Below are 23,639 nucleotides of genomic sequence, written 5' to 3' on the forward strand. Positions count from 1 at the left end.
TTACCATCGGTTGCCATGACGTTGCAACCCATTACCGATCCTGTGTTCTACGCCGTGGCCATACCGGCCGTCTTGCTCATGGGCATCAGCAAGAGCGGTTTTGGCTCGGGCTTTGGCTCGCTGGTGGTGCCGATGCTGGCGCTGGTGGTGAGCGTGCCGCAGGCGGCGGCCATCATGATGCCGCTGCTGCTGGTGATGGATGTGCTGGGCATGGCGGCGTTCCGCAAGGATTTTGACAAGGCGTTGCTCAAATTCCTGATCCCGTTTGCGCTGCTGGGCACAGTGGTGGGTACGCTGTCGTTCCGGTTGCTGGATACGCGCATGGTGGCGGGCATTGTGGGCGCCCTGACGCTGCTGTTTCTGGCGCAGCGCCTGCTGTTCCCGCCCCGGCCCGACCAGCCGCCCCCGCCGCGCTGGCTGGGCGCGCTGTTGAGCATCACCACAGGCTTTACCAGCTTTGTGGCGCACGCGGGCGGGCCGCCCATCAACGCGTATGTGATCCCGCTCAAGCTCAAGCCGGTGGTGTTCACGGCCACGATGGCGTTTTTGTTTTTCTTTGTCAACCTGAGCAAGTGGGTGCCCTACGCGTGGTTGGGGCTGCTGGATTGGCGCAATCTGGCCACGTCGCTGGTGCTGATGCCGTTGGCCCCGCTGGGGGTGTGGGTGGGCGTGCGCATGGCGCGCCACATCAACGCGCAGTTGTTCTACCGGCTGGTGTACGCGGGCATGTTCCTCACCGGCATCAAGCTGGTGTGGGATGGCTGGTTCTGAAGCCTTGCTGCCGCCAGGCCTCGTAGGCCAGCACCGCCACGGCGTTGGAGAGGTTGAGGCTGCGCTGGCCGGGCTGCATCGGCAGGCGCAGGCGCTGTTCCAGCGCAAAGCCGTCGCGCAGGGCAGCGGGCAAACCTTGGGTTTCTGAGCCGAACACCAGCCAGTCGCCGGGCTGGAACGCGACTTCGTAGGCGTTGCGACTGCCCCGTGTCGTCATGGCGAACATGCGCCGCGGGTCGGGCTGCTGTGTGGTCACGAAGGTGGCCCAATTGGCGTGGCGTTGCACGTCGGCGTACTCGTGGTAATCGAGGCCGGCGCGGCGCAGCAGCTTGTCGTCCATCGAAAAGCCCAGCGGCTCGATCAGGTGCAGCGTGCAGCCGGTGTTGGCACACAGGCGGATGACGTTGCCGGTGTTGGGTGGGATTTCGGGGTGAACCAGGACGATGTGAAACATGGCGCGCGATTATTCCACGCTGCCCGGTGCCGGGGTGCGCGCGAACACAATCGCGCTGACGCTGTGGGCGCCGGCTTCGCGCAAGCGTTGGGCCGCCGCTTGCAGCGTGGTGCCGGTGGTCATCACGTCGTCCACCAGCAGCACGCGCTGGTGCTGCAACGCACGGCGGTGGCCGGGGTGCAGGGTCAGGGACTGGTGCGCGTTGGCCTGGCGCTCGGCGGCGCTCAGGGTGTGCTGCACCTGGCTTTGCGGCTGACGCAGCAGCAGGTCGGGCAGGGTGCGGGCGTGGCTGCGGCTGTGGCGGCGCAGGGCGGTGGCCAGTTCCCAGGCCTGGTTGTAGCCGCGTTCGCGCAGGCGTTCGGCGGTGCTGGGGATGGGCACCAGCAGCGTGGCCTGGCGCAGCAGGGTCTGCGCTTCGGGCGCTTGCAGCATCCACAACGCAAACTGATGGGCCCAGGCGGGTTGCTGCTGGAACTTGAAGCGTGCCACCAGGTCTGTCCACGGGTAGGCGTAATCGACCCGCGCCACGCAACGCGCCAGCCAGCGCGGGCTGTTGTCCTCGCGGCAGCGCACGCACAGCTCCAGCCCCGGCGCCATGGGCAAGGCGCAGGCGGGGCAGCGGTGTTGCAGCGGGGCGAAGGTGCTGTAGCAGTCGGCGCAGACCGGCTGGGCGGGCCAGCGGGCACACACTTCGCACACAGCGGGCCAATGCAGGCGGTGCAGCAGGTAGAACATGGCACGACTATACTGCCCGCCCATGCCCGTGGGGCGCCGCTGGCGCGTGCGGGCCTGTTCTGTTTTTTGTTGTGTGGGGAATGGCATGGACGCTTTTTCTGCCGGGGCCACCGAGCCCCCGGTGCCCGACCTGGACGCCCAGGCGGCGGCGCGCTGGCACGCCCGGGCGCGCGAGGCCAGCCCGTGGCTGCACGAGGAAATCGGCCGTCGCATGGCCGAGCGCCTGGGCTGGATCAAGCACCCGCCCAAGGCTTGGCTGCACTGGGCGCCGGTGCAGGGCGGCCTGCAGGCGCACGAGCAGGTGCTGGCGCATTACCCCAAGGTGCCGGTCTGGCTGGCCGGTGAACCCGCGCCGCAGCTGCAGCGCGTCCTGCAGCCGCACAGCGGTGGCTGGAACCCGCTCAAGCGCTGGCTGGGGCAGGGGCCCAACATCGTGCCCACGTCGGGCACCTTGCCTGCGCCAGTGGACATGCTGTGGGCCAACATGGCACTGCACCAGCACGCCCAGCCCAAGGCGCTGCTGGCGCGCTGGCGGGACTGGTTGGCGGTGGACGGCTTTTTGATGTTCTCCTGCCTGGGGCCCGACACCCTGCGCGAACTGCGCGACGTGTACGCCCGGCACGGCTGGCCCCAGCCGCACCACCCCTATACCGACATGCACGACTGGGGCGACATGCTGGTCGAGACCGGCTTTGCCGAGCCCGTGATGGACATGGAACGCCTGACGCTGACCTACCCCAGCGCCGAGCGCCTGTTGCAAGACTTGCGCGAAGGGGGCCGCAACTGCCACGCGGCCCGCTTTGGCGCCTTGCGCGGCAAGCGCTGGCGCCAGGCGCTGCTGCAGGCATTGGAAACCGGCCTGCCCCGCACCGCCGACGGCCAGTTGCAAGTCACGGTGGAGGTGATCTACGGCCACGCCTTCCGGGGCATGCCCAAGGCCAAGCTGGCCGAGTCCAGCAGCATCTCGATGCAGGACATGCGCACCATGCTGCGCCAGCCCCCGCCGGGGCGCTGAGCCGCGCCGCGCCAGCGTCAATCTGCACCAAAAAACCGGTCTTTCAGTCCATGAATATCAGAAATCCGTTGCCGTCTCTCTGCGCCAGCCGGGCAAGTGTCGCAGCTCCCCAATCGGCTGCGAATCGCTGCCACGCGCTGCATGCAGATGTTGCTGTAAATGTGAACCGCCGCCGCCTGTTGCAGGCTGGCCTTCTGGCCGCCATGACCGCTGGCGGTGTGCTGGCGCTGGCGGGCTGCGGTGACAAGCCCTCCGCCTTCAGCGGCATCGACATCACCGGCGCCGACTACGCCACCGCGTTCCAGCTCACCGACCACAACGGCCGGCCGCGCACGCTGGCCGACTTCCGGGGCAAGGTGGTGGTGCTGTTCTTTGGCTACACCCAGTGCCCCGACGTGTGCCCCACCTCGCTGTCGGAGCTGGCGCAAGCCAAGCAGCTGCTGGGCGCCGATGGCGACAAGCTGCAAGGCCTGTTCGTCAGCGTCGATCCGGAACGCGACACGCCCGAGATCATGAAGGCCTACATGACCAACTTTGACCCCACCTTCCTGGCGCTGTACCCGCCGCCGGGGCAGCTGGCGGCGCTGGCCAAGGCGTTCAAGGTCTACTACAAGAAGGTCGATGGCCCCACGCCCACCAGCTACACCCTGGACCACACGGCGGGCAGCTACATCTACGACCCACAGGGGCGGCTGCGTGTGTTCCACCGCTACGGCACCGGCGCCGCTGCCCTGGTGGCCGACTTGAAGCAACTGCTGGCTGGCGCCTGAAATTCGGCACCCTGGCTCTCTGCGGCAGTGCAGGGGCGCACGGGTGGCGGGTCAGCGGCTGGCGTCCTGTGCCACCTTTTTCAGCGCATACAGGGCCTCCAGCGCCTCGCGCGGGCTCAGGGCGTCGGGGTCGATGCGGGCCAGCGCCTCCTCCACCGCGCTGGGTTCCGGCAAGGCTGCCTCGGGCGGGGGCGCAAACAGATCCACTTGGGCCTGTGCATTGGCGCTGTGCGCCTCCAGGGCCTCCAGCGTACGCCGCGCCTGCTGCACCACGCTGCCGGGCACGCCCGCCAGCCGCGCCACCTGCACGCCGTAGCTGCGGCTGGCGGGGCCGGGCTCGATCTGGTGCAAAAACACAATGTCGTGGCCCGCGCCTTCCACTGCGCTCACGTGCACGTTGCGCGCCGCGTGGTGCCGGGCCGGAAATGCGGTCAACTCAAAATAATGCGTGGCAAACAGCGTGAAGGCCTGGGTCTTGTCGTGCAAGTGGCTGGCAATCGCGCTGGCCAGCGCCAGACCGTCAAAGGTGGAGGTGCCGCGCCCGATCTCGTCCATCAGCACCAGGCTGTGCGCGCTGGCGCTGTGCAGAATCTGTGCCGCCTCGGTCATCTCCAGCATGAAGGTGGATTGCGCGTTGGCCAGGTCGTCGGCGGCGCCAATGCGGGTGTGGATGGCGTCCAGCGGCCCCAGGTGGCAACTTTGCGCGGGCACGTAACTGCCCATGCTGCCCAGCAGCGCGATCAGCGCCACCTGCCGCATATAGGTCGATTTGCCGCCCATGTTGGGCCCGGTGATGATCTGCAGCCGCGCCCTGGGCCCGAGTTCGGCGTCGTTGGGCACGAACGTGCCGGCGCCGGTTTCCTGCATCCGCGCTTCCACCACCGGATGTCGCCCCGCCCGGATGTGGATGCCGGGCTCGGGCGTGAATTCCGGCGCGCACCATTGCAGCGTCAGCGAGCGTTCGGCCAGCGCGCACAGGGCGTCCAGCTGCGCCAGCGCGCGCGCCAGCGTGCCCAGCGGGCCGATGAACGCCTGCAGTTCGTCCAGCAGCCCGTCGTAGAGCCATTTCTCGCGCGCCAGGGCTCGTTCCTGCGCACTCAGGGCCTTGTCCTCAAACGCCTTGAGCTCGGGCGTGATGAAGCGTTCGGCGTTCTTCAGCGTCTGGCGGCGGCGGTAGTCGTCGGGCACTTTGTCGAGCTGGCCCTGCGTCACTTCAATGTAGAAGCCATGCACCTTGTTGAACTGCACCCGCAGGTTGGCAATGCCGGTGCGGGCGCGTTCGCGCGCTTCCAGCGCCAGCAAAAAGCCGTCGCAGTTGGTCTGGATGGCGCGCAGTTCGTCCAGTTCGGCGTCAAAGCCGTGGTTGATGACGCCGCCATCGCGCACCAGCGCCGCCGGTTCCGGTAGCAGCGCGCGTTGCAGCAGGTCGGCGCAGCCAGTGGGTGGCTGCAGGTCGCGGGCCAGCTGCACCAGCAAGGGCAGGGCGGTGGTGTTGGTGCTGTCGGTCGTCTCGGGTGCGTCGCTTGGCAGGGCTGGTTGCAAGCCAGCGGCCAGGCGTTGCGCTTGCTCCAGCGTGGCGCCCAGCCCCACCAGCTCGCGCGGCCGCACCTGGCGCAGCGCCGCCCGCGCGGTGATGCGTTCCACGTCCGCCGCGCCTTTCAGCGCCTGGCGCAGCGGCTCCCACCACCCGCCGCGCAGGGTGGTGATGGCCTGCAGCCGTTGCTGGGCCGGGCCGCGGTCGCGCGGTGGCTCCAGCAGCCAGCGCTTGAGCTGGCGGCTGCCCATGCCGGTCTGGCAGGTGTCGAGCAGCGAGAACAGCGTCGGCGCGGCCTCGCCGCGCAGCGTCTGCGTCAGTTCCAGGTTGCGCCGCGTGGTGGCGGGCAGGTCGATCCATTCCTGTGGCCGCGCCACCTGCAACTGACGCACATGGGCCAGGGCGCGGCCCTGGGTGTGTTCGGCGTAGTCCAGCAGGGCCGATGCCGCCGCGTGCGCGTGCGGCAGCTCCTGCGCCTGCCACGCCGCCAGGCTGGCCGCTTGCAGCTGCTCGCACAGCTTTCGCTGGCCCAGACCGGCGTCAAACGCCCACGCCGGGCGCAGCGCCAGGCTCAGACGGCTGTGCGCGCCGTGGCCGCTCAACGCGGGCCATTGGCGTTGCAGCTCTTGCAGTTGCTGTTCCAGCGCGGGCGTGAGGTCGGCGCTGTGCAGCAGCTCGCTGGGGCCGATGTGCGTGATCCAGGCCTGCAGCTCGTCCAGCGGGCACTGCGCCAGATGCACCACGCCTTGCGTCACGCTCAGCCACGCCAGGCCGCAGGTGGCGCGCGGGCCCGCGTGCAGTGCCAGCAGCACCGACTCGCTCTTGTCGTGCAGCAACTCGCTGTCGGTCAGCGTGCCGGGCGTCACCACCCGCACCACCTTGCGCTCCACCGGGCCCTTGCTGGTGGCCGGGTCGCCTATCTGCTCGCAGATGGCCACCGATTCGCCCAGCTTGATCAGCCGCGCCAGATACGTCTCCAGCGCGTGGAAGGGCACCCCCGCCATCACCACCGGCTCGCCCGCCGACTGGCCGCGCCGCGTCAGCGTGATGTCGAGCAGCCGCGCCGCCTTCTCAGCGTCGTCCCAGAACAGTTCGTAAAAATCCCCCATGCGGTACAGCAGCAGCGTGTCGGGGTAGTCGGCCTTCAGGCGCAGGTACTGCGCCATCATCGGGGTGTGGTTCTTGGCGTCGTCGCGCGGCATGGTGGTTCCGACCAGAAAACGGTTGCAAAAAGTCAAAAAGCGTATCAAATCCCACCGCATCCAGGCAGGCCGCCGATACGAATGGATACAAGAGCGGGTGCAGTGACTAGGGTTTTTACCGATACAAAGCTGTAGGTTGATGGTGAATTTCTCTGTATTATTCGCACAACTTTCCAGCGTAAGACTGCGTAAGAAAAAACGCTGCCATCCCCCCATTGTCGGGGCTGGCGGTGTCCCAAGACCCTAGGAGACCTTTTCAATGAAGCAAATCGCGAAACTGACCGCCATCGGCGCTGTGCTGGCTGGCTCCGCATTCGCCGTCCAAGCCCAGGAAACCATCACCCTCAAGGTGCACCACTTCCTCAACGCCAGCACCGTGCAGCACACCAAGATGCTGGGCGGCTGGTGCGAGAACGTGACCAAGGAATCCGGCGGCAAGATCAAGTGCAACATCTTCCCCTCCATGCAGCTCGGCGGCACCCCGGCCCAGCTGTACGACCAAGCCAAGAACGGCGTGGTGGACGTGGTCTGGACGGGCCCCAGCTATAACGCTGGCCGTTTCCCCAAGATGGAAGTGTTCGAACTGCCCTTCATAATGACCAACGCCGAGGCCACCAGCCGCGCCGCGTGGGATTACTACGAAAAGCACGGCAAAGAAGAATTCAAGGACGTGAAGGTGCTGGGTGTGCACGTGCATGGCCCGGGCAACATCTTCACCGCCAACAAGCAGATCAAGACCATGGCCGACATGAAGGGCCTCAAGCTGCGCGCCCCGACCCGCATGGTCACCAAGCTGCTGGCCAGCATGGGTGCGGTGCCGGTGGGTGTGCCGGTGCCAGCCATTCCTGATGCCCTGTCCAAGGGTGTGTTGGATGGTGCCGTGATTCCGTACGAAGTGGCGCCTTCCATCAAGATCGACGAGCTGACCAAGTTCACCGCCGAGACCGATCGCACCCAGCCCAGCCTGTACACCACCCTGTTCGTGTTTGCCATGAACAAGGCCAAGTACGAAGGCCTGTCGCCTGAGCTCAAGAAAGTCATCGACAAGAACTCCGGCATTGAAGTGTCGGCCTTCCTGGGCAAGACCCAGGCCGGCAACGACGCACCGGGCAAGGAAAAGATCCTGGCCGCCAAGAACACCATCACCGTGATCCCGAAGGCCGAGCTGGACAACTGGCGCAAGGCTTCCCTGTCGGTGGAACAGGACTGGATCAAGGAAATTGGCAAGAAGGGTGCCGATGGCAATGCCCTGCTGAGCGATGCCCGTGCCCTGATCCAGAAGCACACCAAGTAAGCACACGCTGCTGCGGTTGCTGCGTCCCCCCGGGGGCAGCAACCACCTAAAAAAGGAGGCCTTGGCCTCCTTTTTTGCGTTTGTATGTATTCAGCCTGGCAGCAGGTCAGAACGGTGCGTCGTCCGGTGCCACGGTGGGGCTGGTGTCGCTGGCTTGTGCTTCAGTGGTGGCCGGTGCGGCGGTACTGGTGCTGTCGGTGGCATCGGTGGCAGCGGTCAGGGTGCCGGGGGCGGGCTGCTGCAGGGCCTGGCGCACGGCGGCCTTGTCGCCCGCGTCGGCAAACTTGCTGTACTTGCCCAGCAGGCCCACCAGCTGGCCGTAGATGCGCGGGTTGCCCGCCAGGCATTCCTTCTGTTCCAGAAAGTCGGCCTCGCCGGTAAAGTTGCCAATCAGGCCGCCGGCCTCGGTCACCAGCAAGGAGCCGGCGGCCACATCCCACGGACTCAGGCCCGTTTCAAAAAAGCCATCGGCAAAGCCAGCCGCCACGTAGGCCAGGTCCAGCGCGGCCGCACCCGGGCGGCGCACGGCGGCCACCTTGGGCATCACGTCCTGCAGCATGCTCATGTAGGTCTGGAACTGATCGCCCGGGCGGAACGGAAAACCGGTGCTGACCAGGCAATCGCGCAGCATGGTGCGCTTGGCCACGCGGATGCGGCGGTCGTTCATGTACGCGCCACGGCCCTTGGTGGCACAGAACAGGTCGTTGCGGCTGGGGTCGTACACCACGGCCTGCTCGATCTTGCCGTCGTACATCAGCGCAATGCTGACGCAATAGACCGGGAAGCCGTGGATGAAGTTGGTGGTGCCATCGAGCGGGTCGATGATCCACATGTGGCGCTTGCCGCTGCCCCGGCCCTCGCGCTTGCCCGACTCCTCGGCCCAGATGCCGTGGTCGGGGTAGGCCTGCAGCAGCGTCTCGATGATGATGTCCTCCGCCGCCTTGTCCACCTCGGTCACGAAGTCGTTGGTCTGTTTGGCGGCCACGCGTACCGACTCGACGTCGAGCGCGGCACGGTTGATGATGGCGCCAGCGGCGCGTGCGGCCTTGATGGCCACGTTGAGCATGGGGTGCAGGTGTGCAGAGGACATAAATTGTGGGAAGGAGCAAAATAAGCTGCGCGATGACAGCGACAATCTGCCCATTCTACCGATGCCCGCCCGCCAGCGCAACGCCATGAGCCAGCCCATTCCGACCCGCTTCATCCTGATTGAAACCAGCCACGCCGGCAACGTCGGGGCCGTGGCGCGCGCCATCAAAGTGATGGGCTTTGACGACCTGGTGCTGGTGCGCCCGCGCTGGCCCGACGTGCTGCAGCGCGAGGAAACTGTGCAACGCAGCAGCGGCGCCACCGACGTGCTGGCCCGCGCCCGCGTGGTGGAGTCGCTGGACGAGGCGCTCGACGGCATGTCGCACCTGTGCGCCACCGCCATGACGCCGCGCGACTTCGGCCCGCCCACCCGCGCCCCGCGCGAACACCTAGGCGCGCTGCTGCAGTCCGCACAGCTGGGGGCTGGGCCTGTGCCCACCGGCGTGGCCTTCCTGTTCGGTTGCGAACGCTTTGGCATGAAGAACGACGACGTGTACCGTTGCCACGTCTGCCTGCGCATCCCCACCGACCCCGACTTCGGCTCGCTCAATCTGGCGGCGGCGGTGCAGCTCATCGCCTACGACTGGCGCCAGGCACTGGGCGGCTTTGTTGCACCCGCCGGTGCGGCCGCTCCAGCCGCTGCCGTTGCAGCGCACCAGCCCGCCGACGCCCAGGCCGTGGCGGGCCTGCTGGCGCACTGGGCCGAGGCCCTGGTGGCGGTCGATTTCCTCGACCCCGCCGCGCCCAAGAAGCTCATGCCACGCCTGAACCAGCTCTTCAACCGCGCCCAGCCCAGCGCCGAGGAAATCCACATCCTGCGTGGGGTGGCGCGCGCCATGCTGCAGACCGCCCGGCGCGCGCCCCGCTAGACTCCCCCGTCTGTGTTGCCCACCACCGTCCGCCCATGTTTGCCCGCCTCAAATCCGACATCGACTGCATCCTGGAACGCGACCCCGCCGCGCGCACGCGCTGGGAGGTGCTGACCTGCTACCCCGGGCTGCACGCCATCTGGTGGCACCGGCTGGCGCACGCCTGCTGGCGGCGCGGCTGGCGCTGGCTGGGGCGCTTCCTGGCGCACCTGTCGCGCTGGCTCACGGGCATCGAGATCCACCCCGGTGCGCAAATTGGCCAGCGCGTGTTCATCGACCACGGCATGGGCGTCGTGATAGGTGAAACCGCCGAGATTGGCGATGGCTGCACCATCTACCACGGCGTCACGCTGGGCGGCACCTCACTGTACAAAGGCACCAAGCGCCACCCCACGCTGGGGCGCGACGTGGTGGTGGGCGCCGGGGCCAAGGTGCTGGGCGGCTTCACGGTCGGCGATGGCGCCAAGGTGGGCTCCAACGCCGTCGTCACCAAGCCCGTGCCGCCCGGGGCCACCGCCGTGGGCAACCCGGCGCGCATCATCCAGGCCGAGGCCGACGCCAAGCGCGAGGAAGTGGCCTCGCGCATGGGTTTCTCCGCCTACGGTGTGACGCAGAACGACGACCCGCTGGCCCAAGCCCTGCGTGGCCTGATCGACAACGCCGCCGGACAAGATCACCAGATTGCGCTGCTGTGGCAGGCCATCGAAAGCCTGTCCTGCCCGCGCCGGGGCGACTTGCCCGCCGATGCCGCGCGCGCCGAACACTTTGAAGCCGATCGCCTGAGCAAACTGGTGCGCGATTAGCTTTACAATCTCTGTTTTTAGCGTCTGGCTTTTCGCCACAAGCCAGACAGCGGTTCCCCAGCGCGGGTGGCGAAATTGGTAGACGCACCAGGTTTAGGTCCTGACGCCAGCAATGGTGTGGGGGTTCGAGTCCCCCCCCGCGCACCACACAACGGCACGAACACCAGGGCGCCAGCCAGGCGGTTGGCGCCCATTCATATCTGGAGAAAACCATGGCAGTGAACGTCGAAACCCTGGAAAAGCTGGAGCGCAAGATCACGCTTGAGCTGCCGCTGGCCGCGATTGAAAAAGAAGTCGATGTCCGCCTCAAGCGCATGGCGCGCCAGGTCAAGATGGACGGCTTCCGTCCGGGCAAGGTGCCCTTCAGCGTCGTGGCCCAGCGCCACGGCTACGCCGTGCAGTACGAAGTCGTGAACGACCAGGTCGGCCAGGCCTTCTCGGCCGCTGCTGCCGAAGCGGGTCTGCGTATCGCCGGTGCCCCCCGCATCAGCGAAAAAGAAGGCGAAGCTCCCGAAGGCCAGCTGGTGTTTGAAGCCGTGTTCGAAGTGTTCCCGGACGTCAAGATCAACGACCTGGCCGCCGCCGAGGTCGAAAAGATCACCGCCGAAGTCGATGACGCCGCCATCGACCGCACCCTGGACATCCTGCGCAAGCAGCGCCGCACCTTTGCCGTGCGCGCCGAAGGCGAAGCCGCCCAGGACGGCGACCGCGTCACCATCGACTTCGAAGGCAAGATCGACGGCGTGCCCTTTGAAGGCGGCAAGGCCGAAGGCTTCCAGTTCATCGTTGGCGACGGCCAGATGCTCAAGGAATTCGAAGATGCCGTGCGCGGCATGAAGACCGGCGAATCCAAGACTTTCCCGCTCAACTTCCCCGAGGACTACCACGGCAAGGAAGTGGCCGGCAAGACCGCCGACTTCCTGGTCACCCTGAACAAGGTCGAGGCCGCCCAGCTGCCCGAAGTGAACGAGGAACTCGTCAAGTCGCTGGGCATTGAAGACGGCGCCGTCGAGTCCCTGCGCGCCGACATCCGCAAGAACCTCGAGCGCGAAGTCAAGTTCCGTCTGCAAGCCCGCAACAAGGCCGCTGTGATGGACGCCCTGGTGGCCCAGGCCGAACTGGATCTGCCCAAGGCCAGCGTGCAAGCCGAAGTGGAGCGCCTGATCGAGAACGCCCGCGCCGACCTCAAGCAGCGCGGCATCCCCGACGTGGACAAGGCCCCGATCCCGGCCGAGCTGTTCCAGGCCCAGGCCGAGCGCCGCGTGCGTCTGGGCCTGGTGGTGGCCGAGCTGGTCAAGGCCAACAACCTGACCGCCACCCCTGAGCAGATCGACGCCCACATCAACGACCTGGCCGCCTCCTACGAGCGTCCCGAGGACGTGGTGCGCTGGTACAAGGGCGACAACCGCCGCCTGGCCGAAATGGAAGCTGTCGTGATCGAAAACAACGTGGTCGATTTCGTGCTGGCCCAGGCCAAGGTCACCGACAAGGCCATCTCGTTCGAAGAACTGATGGGTCAGGCCTGATAGCGCGCCTGGCGTCCCAGCCCGGATAACGCTGTAAGAGGGGCGGAAGCGTTTTCCGCCCCTTTTGCTTTGTGGGCGCAGGTTTTTCAGTTTGGTTACAGTAGGCGCTGTTCTGCTTTTTTCGGAGTCTCAGCATGAGTGCATTGGATACCTACAACCTGGGCATGGTGCCCATGGTCATCGAGCAATCGGGCCGTGGCGAGCGTGCCTACGACATCTACTCCCGCCTGCTCAAGGAGCGCGTGGTGTTCCTGGTCGGCCCGGTCAACGACCAGTCGGCCAACCTGGTGGTGGCCCAGCTGCTGTTCCTGGAAAGCGAGAACCCCGACAAGGACATCTCGCTCTACATCAACTCCCCCGGCGGTTCGGTCAGCGCGGGCATGTCGATCTTCGACACCATGAACTTCATCAAGCCCGACGTGTCCACGCTGTGCATGGGCATGGCCGCCAGCATGGGCGCGTTCCTGCTGGCCGCGGGCGCCAAGGGCAAGCGTTTTGCGCTGCCCAACTCGCGCGTCATGATCCACCAGCCGCTGGGCGGCGCCCAGGGCCAGGCCACCGACATCGAGATCCACGCCCGCGAGATCCTGCGCCTGCGTGCCGACCTCAACAAGGTGCTGGCCGAGCGCACTGGCCAGCCGCTGGAGAAGATCGAGCGCGACACCGAGCGCGACTACTTCATGGCCGCCGCCGAAGCCGCCGAGTACGGCCTGGTGGACAAGGTCATCGACAAGCGCGCCGCTGCGTAAGATCACACCCCGGCAGGCTGCGCCAGCCTGCCCTTTTTGCATTTCCCGATCCACTGAGGCACCACATGGCCGATAAAAAAGGCACTCCTTCTGAAAAAACCCTTTACTGCTCGTTTTGCGGTAAAAGTCAGCACGAGGTCAAGAAGCTCGTCTCCGGGCCGTCGGTCTTCATTTGTGACGAGTGCATCCGGCTGTGTGAGGACATCCTGCAAGAGGAGCTGCCCGCCGCCCAGGCTGCAGCCAAGGGCGCTGCCGCCACCGAGCGCCTGCCCAGCCCCAAAGAGATCAAGCAGCACCTGGACAACTACGTGATTGGCCAGGAAGCGGCCAAGAAGTCGCTCTCGGTGGCGGTGTACAACCACTACAAGCGCCTGCGCCACAAGGACCGCGCGGGCAAGGACGACGTGGAACTGGCCAAGAGCAACATCCTGCTGATCGGCCCCACCGGCTCGGGCAAGACCCTGCTGGCGCAGACCATGGCGCGCATGCTCAACGTGCCCTTCGTCATGGCCGATGCCACCACCCTGACCGAAGCGGGCTACGTGGGCGAAGACGTGGAAAACATCATCGCCAAGCTGCTGCAGACCTGCAACTACGACGTCGAGCAGGCCCAGCGCGGCATTGTCTTCATCGACGAGATCGACAAGATCACCCGCAAGTCCGAGAACGCCTCCATCACCCGCGACGTCTCGGGCGAGGGCGTGCAGCAGGCCTTGCTCAAGCTGGTGGAAGGCAGCACCGTGGCCTCGGTGCCACCGCAAGGCGGCCGCAAGCACCCCAACCAGGAAATGCTGCAGGTCAACACCGCCAGCATCCTGTTCATCTGCGGTGGCGCCTTTGCGGGCCTGGAAAAGATCGTCGAGCAGCGCACCGAAGCGTCCGGCATCGGCTTTGGCGCCGCCGTCAAGACCAAGCAGGAACGCAACCTGACCGAGGTGTTCAAGGACGTGGAGCCCGACGATCTGGTGCGCTTTGGCCTGATCCCGGAACTGGTGGGCCGCCTGCCCGTGGTCACCGCGCTGGCCGAACTGAGCGAGGAAGCCCTGGTGCAGGTGCTGACCGAGCCCAAGAACGCCGTGGTCAAGCAGTTCGCGCAACTGCTGGCGATGGAAGACGTGGCGCTGGACGTGCGCCCCGAGGCCCTGACCGCCATTGCGCGCAAGGCGCTCAAGCGCAAGACCGGCGCACGCGGCCTGCGCTCCATCCTGGAGCAAGCCCTGATGGACACCATGTTCGAGCTGCCCAGCCTGGAGCACGTGCAAAAAGTGGTGGTCGAGGAAGCCTGCATCACCGACGGCCAGCTGCCGTTGCTGGTGTACCAGGACGACGCGGCCCAGCCCGCCGCCTGACACACCCTTTCTCACCTGTGGGGCCCGTCGGCGGGTTGATATGGCCGCCGACGTCCCCACATCCCCGGGAAGTTTTGAAGGTACACCATGTCCGGACACCCCCCTCTCCCCAGCCAGCCCGTCTCCCTGCCCTTGTTGCCCTTGCGCGATGTGGTGGTGTTTCCCCACATGGTCATTCCATTGTTTGTGGGCCGCCCCAAGAGCATCAAGGCGCTGGAAGCCGCAATGGACCAGCACGAGCGCCGCATCATGCTGGTGGCCCAGAAAACCGCCGCCAAGGACGACCCGTCGCCCGACGATCTGTTTGACGTCGGCTGCGTCGCCACCATCCTGCAGATGCTCAAGCTGCCCGATGGCACCGTCAAGGTGCTGATCGAAGGTCTGCAACGCGCCAAGGTGCTGGGCGTGGACGAGACCGAGACCCACTTCGACAGCAATGTGCTGCCGCTGGACGCCGCCGCCGAGCTGGCCGGCGACGACGTGACCGAACTCGAAGCCCTGCGCCGCGCCGTGATGCAGCAGTTCGACCAGTACGTCAAGCTCAACAAGAAGATCCCGACCGAAATCCTGGCCTCCATCGGTGGCATCGACGACCCGGCGCGCCTGGCCGACACCATTGCCGCGCACCTGCCGTTCAAGCTCGAGGCCAAGCAAGGCGTGCTGGAGCAGGAAAAAATCGCCCAGCGCCTGGAAAGCCTGTTTGCCCAGCTCGAGCACGAGGTCGAGATCCTCAACGTGGACAAGCGCATCCGCAGCCGTGTCAAGCGCCAAATCGAGAAAAACCAGCGCGACCACTACCTGAACGAGCAGGTCAAGGCGATCCAGAAAGAGCTGGGCGAGGGCGAAGAGGGCGCCGACCTCGAGGAAATCGAGAAAAAGATCAAGCTGGCCAAGATGCCCGCCGAGGCGCGCAAGAAGGCTGAGTCCGAGCTGAAAAAGCTCAAATTGATGTCGCCCATGTCGGCCGAGGCCAACGTGGTGCGCAACTACATCGAAGTCCTGACCAGCTTGCCTTGGAGCAAAAAGACCAAAATCAAGCACGACCTGACCCACGCTGAGAACGTGCTCAACGAAGACCACTACGGCCTAGACAAGGTCAAGGACCGCATCCTCGAATACCTCGCGGTGCAACAGCGTGTGGACAAGGTCAAAGCGCCCATTTTGTGTTTGGTAGGCCCGCCCGGTGTGGGCAAAACCTCGCTGGGCCAATCGGTGGCCAAGGCCACCGGGCGCAAGTACGTGCGCATGGCGCTGGGCGGCATGCGCGACGAGGCCGAAATCCGTGGGCACCGCCGCACCTACATCGGCGCGCTGCCGGGCAAGGTGCTGCAAAGCCTGAGCAAGGTTGGCACCCGCAACCCGCTGTTCCTGCTGGACGAAATCGACAAGCTGGGCATGGATTTCCGGGGCGATCCGTCCTCGGCGCTGTTGGAGGTGCTGGATCCGGAGCAGAACCACACCTTTGGCGACCACTACGTGGAGGTGGATTTTGACCTGTCGGACGTGATGTTCGTAGCCACGTCCAACTCCATGAACATCCCGCCTGCGCTGCTGGATCGCATGGAGGTGATTCGCCTGTCGGGCTACACCGAGGACGAAAAAACCAACATCGCGCTCAAGTACCTGCTGCCCAAGCAAATCGAGAACAACGGCATCAAGGCGGGCGAGATCGAAGTCACCGAAGACGCGGTGCGCGACGTGGTGCGCTACTACACCCGCGAGGCCGGTGTGCGTTCGCTGGAGCGCGAGCTGTCCAAAATCTGCCGCAAGGTGGTCAAAGGCTTGCTGCTGAAGAAATACAGCCCCACGGTGGTGGTCAACGCCGACAACCTGAACGACTTTTTGGGCGTGCGCAAGTTCACCTATGGCCGCGCCGAACAGCAAAACCAGGTGGGCCAAGTGGTAGGCTTGGCTTGGACGGAAGTCGGCGGCGATTTGCTGACGATTGAAACCGCCTTGATGCCGGGCAAGGGCAACGTCATCCGCACCGGCCAGTTGGGCGATGTGATGAAAGAGTCGGTGGAAGCGGCCCGTACCGTGGTACGCAGCCGCGCGCCAGCGTTTGGCATTGCCGACGAGGTGTTCGAGAAGAAGGACATCCACCTGCACGTGCCCGACGGTGCCACGCCCAAGGATGGCCCCAGCGCGGGCATTGCCATGACCACGGCGATGGTGTCGGCCCTGACCGGCATTCCGGTGCGCGCCGATGTGGCCATGACGGGCGAGATCACCCTGCGCGGCGAAGTCACCGCGATTGGTGGCTTAAAGGAAAAACTGCTGGCTGCGTTGCGCGGTGGCATCAAGACCGTGCTGATCCCGGAAGAAAACGTCAAAGATTTGGCTGAAATCCCGGACAACGTCAAGCAGGGGCTGGACATCATCCCGGTCAAGTGGATTGACCGCGTGCTGGAATTGGCGCTGGAGCGTTACCCCAGCCCGCTGCTGGCCACCGCTGCGGCACCTGTCGTCGCTGAAGCTGCGCCGTCGGAGCCGGCCAAGCCCAAAACCCGGGCCAAGGCCAGCCGCGCCACCAAGCCGGGCACCGCGCAGGCGGGGGCTTCTGGCTTGGCGCACTGAAAATTTGCAACGGTGGCTGGCGAGAGCTTCAAAAACCGTTGTAGAATAACGGCTTCAGGCAACAGCGTTGTTTGATTCTGCGGGATTAGCTCAGTTGGTAGAGCGATACCTTGCCAAGGTATAGGTCGAGAGTTCGAGCCTCTTATCCCGCTCCAAATTTTGTTCGGGTTGTTTCAAGCCGGACACGGCCAGTCAAGGCGCGGTAGCAAAGCGGTTATGCACCGGATTGCAAATCCGTGTAGGTCGGTTCGACTCCGGCCCGCGCCTCCAGTTTTTGCGGGATTAGCTCAGTTGGTAGAGCGATACCTTGCCAAGGTATAGGTCGAGAGTTCGAGCCTCTTATCCCGCTCCATACGCAAAAGGACAAGCTTCACGGCTTGTCCTTTTTTGCTTTGTGGCTGTGGTGGCCATGCTCACCATGCACCTTTGCGGTGCGCCAGGTATGAAAAAAGCGCCGGGTGTGTGGGCCACGGCGCTGGAGCTGGGTATTGGTGAGCGGTGCGGCCGCCACACCGCCCACGCAACTGTCAAGGCAAACCTGCCATCAGCTCAGGCTGCGTGCAGGCAACACGGTGCCCACGCATTCGCCAAAACCGATACGTGCTGCGCCGTCTTTTTCGCACCAGCCACGGATCACGATGGCATCGCCATCTTCCAAGAAGGTGCGGCTTTCCCCATTGGGCAGGGTCAGCGGGTTTTTGCCGCCGGTGGTCAGCTCGATCAGTGCGCCGGCCTGGTCCAGCGTCGGGCCGGACAAGGTGCCGCTGCCCAGCAGGTCGCCCGGTTGCAGGTTGCAGCCGTTCACGGTGTGGTGGGTCACCATTTGGGCCACCGTCCAGTAGGCGTGGCGGTAGCTGGTGCGGCAGATGGTGGCATCGCCTTGGCCCGCTGCGCGCATCTGTGGTGTTTCCAGGCCCACTTGCAGTTGAATGTCGAGCGAACCGGCCGCGCGGTTGTCGGCGCTGTCGAGGTAGGGCAGCGGCTGTGGGTCTTCGGCGGGGCGCACAAAGGGCACGCGGTACGGTGCCAGCGCTTCCAGCGTCACGATCCACGGCGAGATGGTGGTGGCAAAGTTCTTCGACAGGAATGGTCCCAGCGGTTGGTATTCCCAGCCCTGAATGTCGCGCGCCGACCAGTCGTTGAGCAAGCAGATGCCGAACACGTGGGCTTCGGCTTCGGTGATGGCCACCGGATCGCCCAGTTCGTTGCCTGTGCCCACAAAAATGCCCACTTCCAGCTCAATGTCGAGCCGCTTGCTGGGGCCAAAAGAGGGCTGGGCGGCTCCCGGTGGCATGGTTTGGCCCACAGGGCGGCGGAATTGCTGGCCCGACACGCCAATGCTGGAGGCGCGGCCGTGGTAGCCAATGGGCACCCACTTGTAGTTGGGCAGCAACGGGTTGTCGGGGCGGAATTGTTTGCCGATGTTGGTGGCGTGGTACACCGATGTGTAAAAGTCGGTGTAGTCGCCCACGCGGGCGGGCACGTCGTATTCGGCCTCGGTTTGCGGCACCAGGCAGTTTTGCAGCGCGGCTTGTTCGGCGGCACCTGCCCGCAGGGCGCGTGACAGCGCCAAACGCAAGGCGCTCCACGCGGGTTGGCCCAAGGCCATCAGGGCGTTGAGCTTGCTTTGCGCGCCTGCTTGGATGGCGGCTTGCACGTCACCGGCAAACACACCGGTTTGCGCCACAGCGGCCAAGTCCAGGATTTGGTCGCCAATGGCGACACCGCCACGGAAGGCCTCGGTGCTGCCTTTGCGCCGGAACACGGCAAAGGGCAGGTTCTGGATCGGAAAATCCTGCCCCGCCACGTTGGCCGAGGCAACCCAGCTCTGGAGGTCTGGGCGGTGTGTTTCATTCAGTGCGGTCAAGTCTTGCTCCAAAACAAAAAATGGTTGTTGTTGTGCGGGCCATGTTACCAAAACAGGTCAACTGTAAGACAGCCGAAAGCCCGGGCCGATGTTAACCATCTGGCTCGGGCTGTGCTGCGTATGCGGGATTACAGGTCTTTTAACGCCGCTTGCAGGTGTCGTTGAAACAACTCGGTGTCGCCCAAGGCGTTGGCGTTGAGCAATGCCAGTTTCACCAGAAATAGTTCGGTTTTTTCAGGGCCGGCTTGGTCGATGGCGGTCGCCAGGGTGTCGTAAACGGTCTCCAGACCGGGGATGGTCAAAGCGTTGGGGGCGGTCATGGCAGTGTTCTCCGGGTTCATTGGGGCAGGGCGGCGTTGAGGGCGGCTTGCAGGCGCACCGCGTCCAGCGTCAGCCAACGGGCGCAGACGTGTTGGTCGGGGCGCAGCAGGTAGGCGGCGCCGCTGGCCTGCACGCCGTAGCGTTGGCGGAAGTGGCCGTCGGCGTCGGCAAAGGTTTGGTCGGCACCGGCCACGGGCTGGGCTGCACCCACGGCGGTAATGCGCAGCGCCACGCCCTTGGCGCGCGCCGCGTTGACCACGTCCAGCAGCGGGGCCGGCATGGCGTCGCCGGTGGTGAAGTAGATCAGGTCAAAGCCGCCGCCCAAGTGGTCGAGCAAAAAGTCGTTGGCGCCCAGGCGGATGTTGCGCGGCGGCGCGCCGTGGGCCGGGCCGTCGGTGAACAGCGCGTTGTCGTCGCCCCGGCTGTTGAGTATGGAATGGGTGTACTCGTGCGGCCGCGAGGTGCGCCAGTGGTACAGCGGGCGCACGAACTCATTTTGCAGCGACAGCGACAGCACTGCGTTGCGCAGCAGCTTGAAGCCTTGGGTCGGCGGCGTCATGAAGCGCACGCTCTTGCCCGATTCGGCGATGATTTCGCGCGCCGCACCCACGCGCTCGGCGCTGTAGTTGGCCAGCAGCTGCGGCCCGCCCAGGCCCTTGACGGTGTGGGCCAGTTGCCAGCCCAGCGACTGGGCATCTTGGAAGCCGGTGTTGGCCCCACGCACGCCAAAGATGGGCAGCAGGTGGGCCGCGTCGCCGGTGAAGATGACGTTGCCATGCACGTAGTCGGTCAGCGTGAGGGTGCGGGCGGAATAGACCGAGCTCCAGTCCATTTCCCAGTCGATGCCGGGGAAGCCGATCATGGCCAGTTGTGCGTCAATGCGGGCCTTGAGCGATTCGGGGCGCAGGGCTTCCTCGGGGGTTTCGCCTTGGGGCAGTTGGTAGTCCACGCGCCAGATGCCGTTGGGCTCACGGTGCATCAAGATGGTGTTGCCCGGGTTCCATTCTGGGTCAAAGTAGGCCAGGCGTTCGGTGGGCAGCGGCAGATCGACCTTGATGTCGGCAATCACGAAGAAGCCTTCGTAGGAGGCACCTTCCATCTCCAAGTTCATGGCGGAGCGAATGGCAGAACGTCCACCCGAGGCGTCTACCAGCCAGTTGGTTTCGAGTTGGTATTCGCCTTCCGGCGTATCGACGGTAGCCACCGCGTAGCCGTCTTGTTGTGCCACTTGGACGACTTTGTTGCCCCAGCGGAAGTCGATCAGCGGGTTGGCGGTGCAGGCGTCGTGCAGGTACTCTTCCATGAACTGCTGCTGCACGTTGATGATGGGGTAGAAGCGGTCGTCCGGATCCTGTGGTGCCTCCATGCGGAAGCACAGCTGGTTGCGGTAGAACGAGTTGCCAAAGCGCCACGGCAGGCCGCCTTCGGTCATGCGGTCGGCCACGCCCACCTGTTGCAAGATTTCCATCGACCGGCGCGTGAAGCAGATGGCGCGGCTGCCTTGCGAGAACTGCAGCTCCGCGCTCAGCACCACGCTGGGCACGCCGTGGCGGGCCAGTTCCAGCGCCGTGACCATACCCGCCGGGCCGGAACCCACAATCACCACGTGTTTGCGTTCTTGCGCCGGGTGCTGTGATGCCAGCCACGGTGAGAACACTTGGTAGTTGTAATAAATGGATGGACGCGGGGTGGTGGTCGGTTGGTGCATGAGCAACTCCTACGGGGTGGTGAAGGGCGCACAGTGTTTGTTGTGCATACAAATATTTTTATGCCAGACAAAACCAACTTCAATTGGGGTTTTCCCTTTAATTTGGTTGGTATTGGACTGATGTAGCAATATAACGGGTTGCTTTTTTGTTGTGAAGTCAACGATATGTGGCCCATGCAGCGGTACTGCATACAATGCGTACAGCCCGCTGCCGTCGTAGGCGCTACACCGTATTCTTGGAGTCCCCCACATGTCGCTACACCGTGCAAGCGTTGATCCTGCCCCACCCACGCTGGATCGGTACTTGACTTACCGCCTGCACATGCTGCACAAGCTCAGCGACAAAGCCAGTCAGGAGCTCTACCAGTCGGTGGGCGATTTGAGTTTGAGCGAGGCACGCTGTCTGGCCTCAGTGGGGTCGTTTCCGCAACTCACCGTCAACAATTTGGCGCACGAGGCCAACTTGGACAAAGGCCAGGCCAGCCGGGCCGCACAGGCGCTGGCCGACCGAGGGCTGTTGTGCAAGACCACCCGCGCCAGCGATGGCCGCAGCGTCAGCCTCACCCTGACCGAAGCCGGGCGGGCGCGCTGGCAGGCGGTGATGGCGCTGATCGACCGGCGCAACCAAGAAATCTTTGGTTGCCTCAGCCCTGGCGAACAACTGTTGCTGGGTGAAATGTTCGACCGCCTGATCGCCCACGCCAAGGTGCAGCAGCAACAACGCTGCGACGACTGAAGCGGGTACAAAAAAGCCCGACGCTGGAACCAGCGCCGGGCACATCCTAGGCAAGCGGAGGATTAGTTACCGCCGAGCTTGAGGAAGTCCTCGCCTTGACCCAGCGACAGCAAGCCCGCATCCGAATACACGCCCAGCTTGGCGCGCGTGTCGGTGATGTCGAGGTTGCGCATCGTCAACTGGCCAATGCGGTCCAGCGGTGTGAACGGCGCATCTTCCACCTTTTCCATGCTCAGGCGTTCTGGCGCGTAGGTCAGGTTGGCCGATTCGGTGTTGAGGATGGAGTAATCGTTGCCACGGCGCAGCTCCAGCGTGACTTCGCCGGTGATGGCGCGTGCCACCCAGCGTTGTGCCGTTTCGCGCAGCATGATGGCTTGCGGATCGAACCAACGGCCTTGGTAGAGCAGGCGGCCCAGCTTGAGGCCATTCATGCGGTACTGCTCGATGGTGTCCTCGTTGTGGATGCCGGTGACCAGACGCTCGTAGGCGATGTGCAGCAGCGCCAGGCCGGGGGCTTCGTAGATGCCACGGCTCTTGGCCTCGATGATGCGGTTCTCGATCTGGTCGCTCATGCCCAAGCCGTGGCGGCCACCGATCTCGTTGGCCTTCAGGATCAAATTCACCAAATTGTCGAAGCGTTGGCCGTTGAGCGCCACCGGTACGCCTTCTTCAAAGCGCACGGTCACTTCTTCGGCCTTCACCTCCACCTCGGGCTTCCAGAACGCCACGCCCATGATGGGGTTGACGATGCGGATGCCGCTGTTGAGGTGTTCCAAGTCCTTGGCTTCGTGGGTGGCACCCAGCATGTTGGAGTCGGTGCTGTAAGCCTTCTCCACACTCATCTTGTAGTCAAAACCGTTGACGATGAGGAATTCGCTCATCTCTTTGCGGCCACCCAGCTCGTCGATGAAGGTCTGGTCTAGCCAAGGCTTGTAAATTTTGAGCGCCGGGTTGGTCAGCAAGCCGTAGCGGTAGAAACGCTCGATGTCGTTGCCCTTGAAGGTGGAGCCGTCGCCCCAAATGTTGACATCGTCTTCCTTCATGGCGGCCACCAGCATGGTGCCGGTCACGGCGCGGCCCAGCGGGGTGGTGTTGAAGTAGGTGATGCCGGCGGTGCTGATGTGGAACGCACCCGCTTGCAGCGCGGCAATGCCTTCAGCGGCCAGTTGCGGGCGGCAGTCGATCAGGCGGGCCTGAACCGCACCGTAGCCCATCGCCTTGCGCGGGATCTCGTCGTAGTCCGACTCGTCGGGCTGGCCCAGGTTGGCGGTGTAGGCGTAGGGCAGGGCACCCTTGAGCTTCATCCACAGCAGGGCGGCGGAGGTGTCCAGTCCGCCCGAAAAGGCGATACCGACTTTTTGCCCGGTGGGCAGGTTTTGCAGAATGGTGGCGGACATGTGGGTGTTTTTCCTTGGGTTCGTTCAGCCGTAATGGCAGATGTAGTGGAAAGCCTCGGTCACACGGATCTCGAAGCTGCTGTTGCCGGAGACGCTGAACTTGTCGCCCGGGCCAGCCTGGAGCCACTGGTCGCTGCCAGCCAGCTTGTACTCGCAGCCGCCGGCCACGCATTCCATGATCTCGGGTGCGGCAGTGCCAAAGGTCAGGGTGGCGGGCAACACCACACCGACCGACTTCCTGGTGCCATCGGCCAAAGTGATGCCGTGGCTGACGCACTTGCCGTCAAAGTACACATTGGCTTGGGTGTTGACGGACACGCCGTCGAATTGGGTGGTGGTCATGGACAGTTGAAGGAGCTAGAAACTTCGGAACAAAAAAAGCGGACATTGCGGTAGCACCGCCTGGCCCCGATTTTAGGGGAGGGCGTGGCGCGTGCCCGTCAGCAGCGTTCCGCCCAATCGTCGGGCGCAAAGCCCACCGTCACGTCGCCGCCGCTCCATTCCACCACCGGGCGCTTGATGAGGCTGGCGTGGCGTAGCATCAGGGCGTGGGCGCTGGCCTCGTCGGTGAGCGTGGCTTGCAGTGCCGGGTCGAGTTGTCGCCAAGTGGTGCCCTTGCGGTTGACCAGCTTGTCCCAGCCGGTGTGGGCCGCCCAGTGCGCCAACCGTGCCTCCGGCACACCGTGTTTTTTGAAATCGTGAAATTCGTGCGCCACACCGCGTTCGTTCAGCCAGGCACGGGCTTTCTTCACGGTGTCGCAGTTGGGGATGCCATAAACAGTGACCATGGGTGCCTCTCTATGCAATACGGCTCAAACAATGAGCCGTATTGTGTCCGATGCGGCTCATGCTGCATGCCGCTACACCTATCTG

At 64.7% G+C, this 23,639-nt stretch carries 21 protein-coding genes and 4 tRNA genes; 15 read left to right on the plus strand and 10 right to left on the minus strand.

Annotated elements, in window-relative coordinates; translation table 11 throughout:
• Positions 1-15 precede the first annotated feature (15 nt).
• Positions 16-771 carry a sulfite exporter TauE/SafE family protein gene (locus CON76_RS08210; RefSeq protein ID WP_101102875.1) on the plus strand — a complete coding sequence of 252 codons (756 nt, stop codon included), beginning with the start codon at positions 16-18 and terminating at the stop codon, positions 769-771.
• Here the strand turns inward: CON76_RS08210 and trmL are convergent.
• Together trmL and CON76_RS08220 are read right to left on the minus strand one after the other, a co-directional pair.
• Positions 743-1,225, minus strand: coding sequence for a tRNA (uridine(34)/cytosine(34)/5-carboxymethylaminomethyluridine(34)-2'-O)-methyltransferase TrmL (trmL, locus tag CON76_RS08215; RefSeq protein ID WP_101102876.1), 483 nt, complete (start codon positions 1,223-1,225; stop codon positions 743-745). The genes CON76_RS08210 and trmL overlap by 29 nt on opposite strands.
• 9 nt (positions 1,226-1,234) lie before the next feature.
• Positions 1,235-2,047, minus strand: coding sequence for a ComF family protein (locus CON76_RS08220; protein ID WP_169929018.1), 813 nt, complete (start codon positions 2,045-2,047; stop codon positions 1,235-1,237).
• Here CON76_RS08220 and CON76_RS13295 point away from each other — a divergent pair.
• Together CON76_RS13295 and CON76_RS08230 are read left to right on the plus strand one after the other, a co-directional pair.
• Positions 2,046-2,975, plus strand: a complete 930-nt coding sequence (locus tag CON76_RS13295) for a methyltransferase domain-containing protein (RefSeq protein WP_101102877.1) — start codon at positions 2,046-2,048, stop codon at positions 2,973-2,975. The genes CON76_RS08220 and CON76_RS13295 overlap by 2 nt on opposite strands.
• 203 nt (positions 2,976-3,178) lie before the next feature.
• Positions 3,179-3,745, plus strand: coding sequence for an SCO family protein (locus tag CON76_RS08230; RefSeq protein ID WP_101102903.1), 567 nt, complete (start codon positions 3,179-3,181; stop codon positions 3,743-3,745).
• A 51-nt stretch (positions 3,746-3,796) separates the two neighbouring features.
• Here the strand turns inward: CON76_RS08230 and mutS are convergent, their stop codons facing one another.
• Positions 3,797-6,481: a DNA mismatch repair protein MutS gene (mutS, locus tag CON76_RS08235; RefSeq protein ID WP_240592813.1), complete on the minus strand. Its 2,685-nt coding sequence runs from the start codon at positions 6,479-6,481 to the stop codon at positions 3,797-3,799.
• 259 nt (positions 6,482-6,740) lie between these two features.
• Here mutS and CON76_RS08240 point away from each other — a divergent pair, with 259 nt between their 5' ends.
• Positions 6,741-7,775, plus strand: a complete 1,035-nt coding sequence (locus CON76_RS08240; protein WP_101102878.1) for a TRAP transporter substrate-binding protein — start codon at positions 6,741-6,743, stop codon at positions 7,773-7,775.
• Positions 7,776-7,881: 106 nt separating this feature from the next.
• Here CON76_RS08240 and CON76_RS08245 read toward each other — a convergent pair whose 3' ends face one another.
• On the minus strand, positions 7,882-8,865 hold the full coding sequence (locus CON76_RS08245) for an inositol monophosphatase family protein (RefSeq protein ID WP_101102879.1): 984 nt from the start codon (positions 8,863-8,865) through the stop codon (positions 7,882-7,884).
• A 97-nt stretch (positions 8,866-8,962) separates the two neighbouring features.
• Here CON76_RS08245 and CON76_RS08250 point away from each other — a divergent pair, with 97 nt between their 5' ends.
• From CON76_RS08250 to CON76_RS08295, 10 genes are all read left to right on the plus strand, one after another.
• On the plus strand, positions 8,963-9,733 hold the full coding sequence (locus CON76_RS08250; protein ID WP_101102905.1) for an RNA methyltransferase: 771 nt from the start codon (positions 8,963-8,965) through the stop codon (positions 9,731-9,733).
• A 35-nt stretch (positions 9,734-9,768) separates the two neighbouring features.
• On the plus strand, positions 9,769-10,536 hold the full coding sequence (cysE, locus tag CON76_RS08255) for a serine O-acetyltransferase (protein ID WP_101102880.1): 768 nt from the start codon (positions 9,769-9,771) through the stop codon (positions 10,534-10,536).
• Positions 10,537-10,596: 60 nt separating this feature from the next.
• A tRNA-Leu gene (locus tag CON76_RS08260) sits at positions 10,597-10,683 on the plus strand.
• A gap of 65 nt (positions 10,684-10,748) precedes the next feature.
• Positions 10,749-12,062 carry a trigger factor gene (gene tig, locus CON76_RS08265; protein ID WP_101102881.1) on the plus strand — a complete coding sequence of 438 codons (1,314 nt, stop codon included), beginning with the start codon at positions 10,749-10,751 and terminating at the stop codon, positions 12,060-12,062.
• A gap of 134 nt (positions 12,063-12,196) precedes the next feature.
• Positions 12,197-12,811, plus strand: a complete 615-nt coding sequence (gene clpP, locus CON76_RS08270) for an ATP-dependent Clp endopeptidase proteolytic subunit ClpP (protein ID WP_101102882.1) — start codon at positions 12,197-12,199, stop codon at positions 12,809-12,811.
• A gap of 65 nt (positions 12,812-12,876) precedes the next feature.
• Positions 12,877-14,160, plus strand: coding sequence for an ATP-dependent Clp protease ATP-binding subunit ClpX (gene clpX, locus CON76_RS08275; RefSeq protein WP_101102883.1), 1,284 nt, complete (start codon positions 12,877-12,879; stop codon positions 14,158-14,160).
• An 87-nt stretch (positions 14,161-14,247) separates the two neighbouring features.
• Positions 14,248-16,737, plus strand: a complete 2,490-nt coding sequence (lon, locus tag CON76_RS08280) for an endopeptidase La (RefSeq protein ID WP_101102884.1) — start codon at positions 14,248-14,250, stop codon at positions 16,735-16,737.
• Between the two features lie 79 nt (positions 16,738-16,816).
• Positions 16,817-16,892 (plus strand) — tRNA-Gly (locus CON76_RS08285).
• Positions 16,893-16,933: 41 nt separating this feature from the next.
• A tRNA-Cys gene (locus tag CON76_RS08290) sits at positions 16,934-17,007 on the plus strand.
• A 6-nt stretch (positions 17,008-17,013) separates the two neighbouring features.
• A tRNA-Gly gene (locus tag CON76_RS08295) sits at positions 17,014-17,089 on the plus strand.
• A 192-nt stretch (positions 17,090-17,281) separates the two neighbouring features.
• Here CON76_RS08295 and fahA read toward each other — a convergent pair.
• The 3 genes from fahA to CON76_RS08310 all read right to left on the minus strand — a co-directional run bounded on the left by fahA (position 17,282) and on the right by CON76_RS08310 (position 20,633).
• Positions 17,282-18,604, minus strand: a complete 1,323-nt coding sequence (gene fahA / locus CON76_RS08300; protein ID WP_101102906.1) for a fumarylacetoacetase — start codon at positions 18,602-18,604, stop codon at positions 17,282-17,284.
• A gap of 128 nt (positions 18,605-18,732) precedes the next feature.
• Positions 18,733-18,924, minus strand: a complete 192-nt coding sequence (locus CON76_RS08305) for a DUF2783 domain-containing protein (RefSeq protein WP_240592814.1) — start codon at positions 18,922-18,924, stop codon at positions 18,733-18,735.
• Positions 18,925-18,941: 17 nt separating this feature from the next.
• Positions 18,942-20,633 carry an FAD-dependent monooxygenase gene (locus CON76_RS08310; protein ID WP_101102886.1) on the minus strand — a complete coding sequence of 564 codons (1,692 nt, stop codon included), beginning with the start codon at positions 20,631-20,633 and terminating at the stop codon, positions 18,942-18,944.
• A 250-nt stretch (positions 20,634-20,883) separates the two neighbouring features.
• Here CON76_RS08310 and CON76_RS08315 point away from each other — a divergent pair, with 250 nt between their 5' ends.
• Positions 20,884-21,369 carry a MarR family winged helix-turn-helix transcriptional regulator gene (locus tag CON76_RS08315; RefSeq protein WP_101102887.1) on the plus strand — a complete coding sequence of 162 codons (486 nt, stop codon included), beginning with the start codon at positions 20,884-20,886 and terminating at the stop codon, positions 21,367-21,369.
• 62 nt (positions 21,370-21,431) lie between these two features.
• Here CON76_RS08315 and argG read toward each other — a convergent pair whose 3' ends face one another.
• The 3 genes from argG to CON76_RS08330 form a co-directional block, all read right to left on the minus strand.
• Complete coding sequence (gene argG, locus CON76_RS08320; RefSeq protein ID WP_101102888.1) at positions 21,432-22,766, minus strand: argininosuccinate synthase; 1,335 nt, start codon at positions 22,764-22,766, stop codon at positions 21,432-21,434.
• 24 nt (positions 22,767-22,790) lie between these two features.
• Entirely contained in the window at positions 22,791-23,108 is a 318-nt protein-coding gene (ppnP, locus tag CON76_RS08325) for a pyrimidine/purine nucleoside phosphorylase (RefSeq protein WP_101102889.1), read from the minus strand.
• Positions 23,109-23,206: 98 nt separating this feature from the next.
• Positions 23,207-23,554: an arsenate reductase gene (locus tag CON76_RS08330; protein WP_101102890.1), complete on the minus strand. Its 348-nt coding sequence runs from the start codon at positions 23,552-23,554 to the stop codon at positions 23,207-23,209.
• Positions 23,555-23,639: the final 85 nt, after the last annotated feature.

This window comes from Macromonas bipunctata (assembly GCF_002837135.1).
In the GTDB taxonomy this organism is placed as follows: Bacteria; Pseudomonadota; Gammaproteobacteria; order Burkholderiales; family Burkholderiaceae_C; genus Macromonas_A; species Macromonas_A bipunctata.

What these genes read in the sequence shown, in the direction of transcription:
- CON76_RS08210 (WP_101102875.1), top strand. Translation starts at nt 16, where the DNA reads ATGACGTTGCAACCCATTACCGATCCTGTGTTCTACGCCGTGGCCATA.
- trmL (WP_101102876.1), bottom strand. Translation starts at nt 1,225, where the DNA reads ATGTTTCACATCGTCCTGGTTCACCCCGAAATCCCACCCAACACCGGC.
- CON76_RS13295 (WP_101102877.1), top strand. Translation starts at nt 2,046, where the DNA reads ATGGACGCTTTTTCTGCCGGGGCCACCGAGCCCCCGGTGCCCGACCTG.
- CON76_RS08220 (WP_169929018.1), bottom strand. Translation starts at nt 2,047, where the DNA reads ATGCCATTCCCCACACAACAAAAAACAGAACAGGCCCGCACGCGCCAG.
- CON76_RS08230 (WP_101102903.1), top strand. Translation starts at nt 3,179, where the DNA reads ATGACCGCTGGCGGTGTGCTGGCGCTGGCGGGCTGCGGTGACAAGCCC.
- mutS (WP_240592813.1), bottom strand. Translation starts at nt 6,481, where the DNA reads ATGCCGCGCGACGACGCCAAGAACCACACCCCGATGATGGCGCAGTAC.
- CON76_RS08240 (WP_101102878.1), top strand. Translation starts at nt 6,741, where the DNA reads ATGAAGCAAATCGCGAAACTGACCGCCATCGGCGCTGTGCTGGCTGGC.
- CON76_RS08245 (WP_101102879.1), bottom strand. Translation starts at nt 8,865, where the DNA reads ATGTCCTCTGCACACCTGCACCCCATGCTCAACGTGGCCATCAAGGCC.
- cysE (WP_101102880.1), top strand. Translation starts at nt 9,769, where the DNA reads ATGTTTGCCCGCCTCAAATCCGACATCGACTGCATCCTGGAACGCGAC.
- tig (WP_101102881.1), top strand. Translation starts at nt 10,749, where the DNA reads ATGGCAGTGAACGTCGAAACCCTGGAAAAGCTGGAGCGCAAGATCACG.
- clpP (WP_101102882.1), top strand. Translation starts at nt 12,197, where the DNA reads ATGAGTGCATTGGATACCTACAACCTGGGCATGGTGCCCATGGTCATC.
- clpX (WP_101102883.1), top strand. Translation starts at nt 12,877, where the DNA reads ATGGCCGATAAAAAAGGCACTCCTTCTGAAAAAACCCTTTACTGCTCG.
- lon (WP_101102884.1), top strand. Translation starts at nt 14,248, where the DNA reads ATGTCCGGACACCCCCCTCTCCCCAGCCAGCCCGTCTCCCTGCCCTTG.
- CON76_RS08305 (WP_240592814.1), bottom strand. Translation starts at nt 18,924, where the DNA reads ATGACCGCCCCCAACGCTTTGACCATCCCCGGTCTGGAGACCGTTTAC.
- CON76_RS08310 (WP_101102886.1), bottom strand. Translation starts at nt 20,633, where the DNA reads ATGCACCAACCGACCACCACCCCGCGTCCATCCATTTATTACAACTAC.
- CON76_RS08315 (WP_101102887.1), top strand. Translation starts at nt 20,884, where the DNA reads ATGTCGCTACACCGTGCAAGCGTTGATCCTGCCCCACCCACGCTGGAT.
- argG (WP_101102888.1), bottom strand. Translation starts at nt 22,766, where the DNA reads ATGTCCGCCACCATTCTGCAAAACCTGCCCACCGGGCAAAAAGTCGGT.
- ppnP (WP_101102889.1), bottom strand. Translation starts at nt 23,108, where the DNA reads ATGACCACCACCCAATTCGACGGCGTGTCCGTCAACACCCAAGCCAAT.
- CON76_RS08330 (WP_101102890.1), bottom strand. Translation starts at nt 23,554, where the DNA reads ATGGTCACTGTTTATGGCATCCCCAACTGCGACACCGTGAAGAAAGCC.